Below are 6,000 nucleotides of genomic sequence, written 5' to 3'. Positions count from 1 at the left end.
AAGTCGGCTTCAAGACGACGTATAGGGCCTGACGCCTGCCCGGTGCCTGAAGGTTAAGAGGAGGTGTGCAAGCACTGAATTGAAGCCCAGGTAAACGGCGGCCGTAACTATAACGGTCCTAAGGTAGCGAAATTCCTTGTCGGGTAAGTTCCGACCTGCACGAATGGCGTAACGACTTCCCCACTGTCTCCAGGATATGCTCAGCGAAATTGAATTCTCCGTGAAGATGCGGAGTACCCGCGGTTAGACGGAAAGACCCCGTGCACCTTTACTGCAACTTCAGAGTGGCATTAGGAAAGAGCTGTGTAGCATAGGTGGGAGGCTTTGAAGCATCGACGCCAGTTGATGTGGAGCCATAGGTGAAATACCACCCTGCTGTTTTCTGATGTCTAACCTCGCACCGTTATCCGGTGCAGGGACCCTCTGTGGTGGGTAGTTTGACTGGGGCGGTCGCCTCCTAAAGAGTAACGGAGGCGCGCGATGGTGGGCTCAGGACGGTTGGAAACCGTCTGTTAGAGTGCAATGGCATAAGCCCGCCTGACTGCGAGACTGACAAGTCGAGCAGAGACGAAAGTCGGTCATAGTGATCCGGTGGTCCCTCGTGGAAGGGCCATCGCTCAACGGATAAAAGGTACGCCGGGGATAACAGGCTGATGATTCCCAAGAGCTCATATCGACGGAATCGTTTGGCACCTCGATGTCGGCTCATCACATCCTGGGGCTGGAGCAGGTCCCAAGGGTTTGGCTGTTCGCCAATTAAAGTGGTACGTGAGCTGGGTTCAGAACGTCGCGAGACAGTTTGGTCCCTATCTGCCGTGGGCGTCGAAATTTGAGAGGAGTTGACCCTAGTACGAGAGGACCGGGTTGAACATACCTCTGGTGTACCTGTCGTCACGCCAGTGGCGCAGCAGGGTAGCTATGTATGGACGGGATAACCGCTGAAAGCATCTAAGCGGGAAGCCTCCCTCAAGATAAGATTTCTTAGGACGGTCGAAGACCACGACCTTGATAGATCGGATGTGGAAGTGGAGTAATCCATGAAGCTAACCGATACTAATTGTCCTATTCGCGCTTAAACGGTTCAGCAATGAACCGCAGAGTCCCACCATCAATGACAGCCCTGGAAACAGGCCGTCAGAACATGGTCGGTTGTTAAGCCAGCTAGATGAATTACAAAAACACCGTGCACGGTATCGATTAAAACCCCCTTATATGCGCCTGCTTCATTGCTTGGTGACCATAGCGTCTGTGACCCACCCGATCCCATCCCGAACTCGGCCGTGAAACCTGACTGCGCCGATGGTACTATTGCTCAAGCACTGGAAGAGTAGGGCGTCGCCAGGCATTGAAGCACGCGCATATCAGGACACAAAAACCCATTCACTTGTTCTTAAAAGGGCGACCCAAAAGGTCGCCCTTTTACCGTTGGTATCGCGGGATGGAGCAGCCCGGTAGCTCGTCAGGCTCATAACCTGAAGGTCGTAGGTTCAAATCCTACTCCCGCAACCAATGCAAAGCATGAGCGAACGTAGTGAGCTTAGGCTTTGCATTGTCCCCGCGAAGGCGGGGATCCAGAACACCAAACACAACCCCGCCCAAACAGCGGGGTTTTTTAATGTCCAACGCACATCACCCGGCCACACCAATCAGCGAAACCTGACGCCCATAATCCGCCTCGCCCAAATGGCACGACCGCCGATAGCTGAAAAAGCGATCCGCCTGCCCATAGGTGTCCTCCTCCATCAAATCCACATCGGCAACCCCCGCATCGACCAGTCGCGACGCCACATAGGCCGCAATGTCGAACTGCACATGCCCCGCACGTCCCGCCGCAAAAAAACGCGCATTGCCCGCGTCCGCCCGCTCGAAACGCTCCGCAAAATCAAGTCCCACCTCATAGGAACTTCGCGCGATGCACGGTCCGATCGCACAGCGCAGCCGATCCCGCCGCGCGCCCAGCGCTTCCATCGCCGCAATCGTCGCGTCGGTCACGCCGCCAAGCGCCCCCTTCCAGCCCGCATGTGCCACACCCACCACACCCGCCGCCCGATCAGCAAACAAGACAGGCACGCAATCCGCCGTCAAAATAGCCAGCAACAGTCCGGGCCGATCCGTTACCATCGCATCGGCTGCCGGCCGATCCCCCGCGCCGACCGCCGCCGACACAGTCACCACATCGGCCGAATGCACCTGATGCACAGTCACCAGCGTTGCGCCCGGCATTACCGAATCCCGCGCCAATTCGCGATTATGCAGCACGGCAGCCCGATCATCCTGCGACCCAAGTCCGACATTCAACCCGGCATAAATCCCGCGGGAAACCCCGCCGCGTCGTCCCGCAAAACCATGCGGCACATCATGCAGGCCTGGCGCCCGCAGCAACTCGATCATCGTCATTTCCTTATGCCGCCACTCGCCGGGCAGGTCGCAAAGACGCAACATACTTGCGCGCGCGCGATTAGGCGATAGTCTCCTGCACCATAGGCAAGCGGAACGGCATCGTTCGTCCGCCAGGGCAAAAGATCGAAAGATAAAAGGGTTTCCATCCATGATATTCGGGCGCGTTAAGTCACTCGACGCCATATTGGCGACGGCCGAAAAGAAATCGCTAACGCGCTCGCTGGGCGCGTTTCAGCTGACGATGCTCGGCATCGGCGCAGTCATCGGCACCGGCATTTTCGTGCTGACCGCCGAAGCCGCGCAAAAGGCCGGGCCGGGCATGATGATGTCCTTCATCATCGCCGGTTTCGTCTGCGCCGTGGCCGCGCTCTGCTACGCCGAAATGGCCGCCATGGTGCCGGTATCCGGTTCGGCCTACACCTATAGCTATGCCGTGATGGGCGAACTGATCGCCTGGATGGTGGGCTGGGCGCTCATTCTGGAATATGCCGTCGCGGCGGGCGCCGTATCGGTCGGTTGGTCCGGCTATGTCGTCGGCCTGATCGAACATACATTCCATCTCGACATACCCGATCTGCTCACGCGCGGGCCGTTCGACGGCGGCGTGGTCAACCTGCCCGCGATGTTGATCGCGGCGCTGGTCACCTGGCTGCTGGTCATCGGTACGAAGGAAAGTGCGGCCGTCAATGCCGTCCTCGTCGCGATCAAGGTCGCGGCGCTCACGCTGTTCGTCGTCCTCGCTCTCCCCGTCATCCAGATGGAGAATTTCACGCCCTTCGCGCCGCTCGGCTTCTCCGGCATCTCGGCGGCGGCGGCTTCCATCTTCTTCGCCTATGTCGGCTTCGACGCTGTTTCGACCGCCGCTGAAGAAACCAAAAATCCCCAGCGCAACATGCCGATTGGCCTGATCGGATCGCTGGCCATCTGCACCATCTTCTACATGCTGGTCGCCGCTGGCGTCATCGGCACCGTCGGGGCGCAACCCGTGACGCAGGGCGGCATCGCCATTGCCCAGGGCGGCATTGCGCTCGCACCCGGCTCCACTGCCCTGTCGCAGCAATGCGCTGCCCTCGCCGCAGCAGGCACCGAAGCCGTCACCTGCTCGAAGGAAGCGCTGGCCTGGACCCTGCGTGAAATCGGTTGGCCCCAGATCGGCAACCTGCTCGGCCTGGCCGCTGGCCTTGCCCTGCCATCGGTCATCCTGATGATGATGTTCGGCCAGACCCGCATCTTCTTCGTCATGAGCCGTGACGGCCTGCTCCCCGCTGTGTTTTCGAAGGTGCATCCTACTTTCAAGACGCCCCATGTCATCACCATCCTGACCGGCATATTCGTTGCGCTGTTCGCGGCCTTCTTCCCGGTCGGCATATTGGCGGACATCTCCAACTCCGGCACGCTGTTCGCTTTTGCCGCCGTGTCGATCGCCGTGATGGTGCTCCGTCGCACCGATCCCTCGCGCAAGCGTCCCTTCCGCACCCCGGCGATCATGGTCACGGCGCCCATCGCCATTCTGGGCTGCATGTATCTGTTCTGGAGCCTGGGCGTCGAAACCAAGCTGATGTTCGTGGGGTGGGCCAGCGTCGGTCTGCTGGTCTATTTCGGCTACAGCCGAAGCCGCAGCCATGTCGGACGCGGGGTGGATGATGTGCCGGAATATGCTGATGGCATTCCGCCCCAGCCGGTGCCGCCGCTACCCGGCGCGCATACGCCGGGCGGGCAGGACGCCTGATCGGACACAAAAAAGGGGCGGGAAACCGCCCCTTTTTTATTGTAGCGCGATCGTCTCCCCGATCGTTTCAGTGCATCATTTCGACATCGCGCAAACCGGCATGATGGGGCCGGGTGAACATTCGCCCCCGTTCCGCCCACAACAGGATCAGGAATGACAGCGTCCCGAACACGGCCAGCCCAAGCGTCAGCGGCAATGTCGTGCCATTGAAGGCGCGGCCGACGATGCTGCCCAGCGCGCTCGACAGCGCGGTGGTCAGGAACGCCTGAAAAGAGGATGCGACGCCTGCCCCTTTGGAAAAAGGCTCCATCGAAATCGCGCTGAAATTGGACGCGGTAAAGGCAACCGTCACCATGGTCAGCGCCTGAAGCACCATGAAGGTGACGATCGTTTCCCACCCGGCCCAGATGATCCCCAAATGGACGATCGCGATCAGGATCAGCGCAATCAGCGCGCCCTGGCTCAATCGCCGCGCGCCAAAGCGGGAGACGAGGCGGCTATTGACCAGACTGCCTATCCCCATGCTGCCCGCGATGCAGGCAAAGGCGATCGGGAAGAAATGTTCGGCTTTGAAAATGTCGAAGAAAATCTGCTGCACTGACAGGATGAAGCCGATCAGCCCCCCCATAACGACGCCGCTTGCCAGCATATAGCCGATCGAACTGCGCGTTCGCATGATCTGTTTTACCGTGGCCATCAGCGCGCGCGGGGTAATCCGCGTCCGGTTTTCGGGCATCAGCGTTTCGGGCATCCGCACCATCATCCACAGCAGGACGGCAGTCGCCAATATCGCCAGCGCCCAAAAGATCCAGCGCCACGGCGCGATCCACAATATCGCCTGCCCGAAACTGGGAGCCATCACCGGGATCAGCATGAACACGGCAAAGATCAGCGACATGACGCGCGCCATCGCGTCGCCGCGAAAACGGTCGCGAATGATGCCCACGGTAATCACCCGGCTCGCCCCGGCAAAGAAACCCGCGCACGCCCGGCCCGCCAGCATCATCGGGAAACTCTGCGCGCCCGCGCACGCAACGGATGACAATATGAACAGCACCATGGCGCTGCCCAACACCTTTTTACGGCCATAACGGTCGGACAATACGCCAAACAGCAACGACCCGATTCCCAGCCCCAGAAAATAGACGCTGATGATCAGCTGCCGGTCGTTGGGATGGGGAATGGCAAGATCACGGCCGATCGCGGGCAATGCGGGCAGCATCGGGTCGATCGACAATGCGTTCATCGCCATCAGGCAGGCGCACAGCAGCACGAATTCGCGGAACTGGATGTCCTTGCGGGCTAGCGGGGGGCTGGCGGGCGTAAATTGCGTCATGCACGCGGCTATGGGGATAATGACGCGCCGATGCCAGTGCCTTATCTGCAACTGTCCTTTGGTGTGCGGCAACCCGTTAACTGTCTCCGCCCGCAGATTAGCGATGATTTTTCTATATTGTCGCCAAAGCGCGTTAACCATTTTTTTACAGCCGCCGGTCCAGTCTGTCCCTCGTGGAAAAGCATAAGGTCGATATCCATTGCATTAGACGGGACAAGGAAAGCAGATCATGGGCAATAGTAGTAAGAGCGCACAGTTTTTGATGGAAAGCCGCCTGTCGCAGGCGGCATGTGGGTCGGCAGAGGCCTGCTTCGATCTGGGCGTCGCCTATAGCTGCGGCACGGGCGGTATGCCGGTCGACTTTATCGAAGCCCATAAATGGTTCAATCTCGCGGCTCTTGGCGGCAGCGAACAGGGCCAGTCGATGCGCGCCGAAATCGCCGAGGAAATGACCGCCCGCGAAATCGCGGAAGCCCAGCGTCAGGCCCGCGCCTGGATCGTCACGACGCAGGCCAGAGCCGCCTGATCTCCGCGG

The 6,000-nt window shown here is 59.6% G+C and carries 4 protein-coding genes, 1 tRNA gene and 2 rRNA genes (1 of these 7 running past the window's edge); 5 read left to right on the top strand and 2 right to left on the bottom strand.

All coding sequences use genetic code 11. The features are described 5' to 3' along the window. The 3 genes from SPBM01_RS12000 to SPBM01_RS11990 form a co-directional block, all read left to right on the top strand. Positions 1–1,076: ribosomal RNA gene (locus SPBM01_RS12000) — 23S ribosomal RNA — on the top strand (it extends 1,724 nt beyond the left edge of the window). Between the two features lie 153 nt (positions 1,077–1,229). Then, a 5S ribosomal RNA gene (gene rrf, locus SPBM01_RS11995) occupies positions 1,230–1,344 on the top strand. A gap of 88 nt (positions 1,345–1,432) precedes the next feature. Further along, positions 1,433–1,509, top strand: a tRNA-Met gene (locus SPBM01_RS11990). A gap of 120 nt (positions 1,510–1,629) precedes the next feature. On the opposite strand, the gene pgeF is transcribed toward SPBM01_RS11990, so the two are convergent. Further along, the gene (pgeF, locus tag SPBM01_RS11985; protein WP_188062044.1) at positions 1,630–2,391 is read right to left on the bottom strand and encodes a peptidoglycan editing factor PgeF; all 762 of its coding nucleotides are present in this window, start codon (positions 2,389–2,391) and stop codon (positions 1,630–1,632) included. A 157-nt stretch (positions 2,392–2,548) separates the two neighbouring features. On the opposite strand from pgeF, the gene SPBM01_RS11980 reads away from it, so the two are divergent. Further along, a complete protein-coding gene (locus tag SPBM01_RS11980; RefSeq protein WP_188062043.1) occupies positions 2,549–4,129 on the top strand; it encodes an amino acid permease in 1,581 nt (526 codons plus the stop codon). 67 nt (positions 4,130–4,196) lie between these two features. On the opposite strand, the gene SPBM01_RS11975 is transcribed toward SPBM01_RS11980, so the two are convergent. After that, the gene (locus SPBM01_RS11975) at positions 4,197–5,465 is read right to left on the bottom strand and encodes a multidrug effflux MFS transporter (RefSeq protein WP_188062042.1); all 1,269 of its coding nucleotides are present in this window, start codon (positions 5,463–5,465) and stop codon (positions 4,197–4,199) included. A gap of 229 nt (positions 5,466–5,694) precedes the next feature. On the opposite strand from SPBM01_RS11975, the gene SPBM01_RS11970 reads away from it, so the two are divergent. Next, positions 5,695–5,991: an SEL1-like repeat protein gene (locus SPBM01_RS11970; protein ID WP_188062041.1), complete on the top strand. Its 297-nt coding sequence runs from the start codon at positions 5,695–5,697 to the stop codon at positions 5,989–5,991. Positions 5,992–6,000 lie beyond the last annotated feature (9 nt).

This window comes from Sphingobium sp. KCTC 72723 (genome assembly GCF_014280435.1).
In the GTDB taxonomy this organism is placed as follows: domain Bacteria; phylum Pseudomonadota; class Alphaproteobacteria; order Sphingomonadales; family Sphingomonadaceae; genus Sphingobium.
The sequence above is the reverse complement of the archived record's forward strand: the minus strand, read 5'-3'. Positions and strand labels throughout refer to the sequence as shown.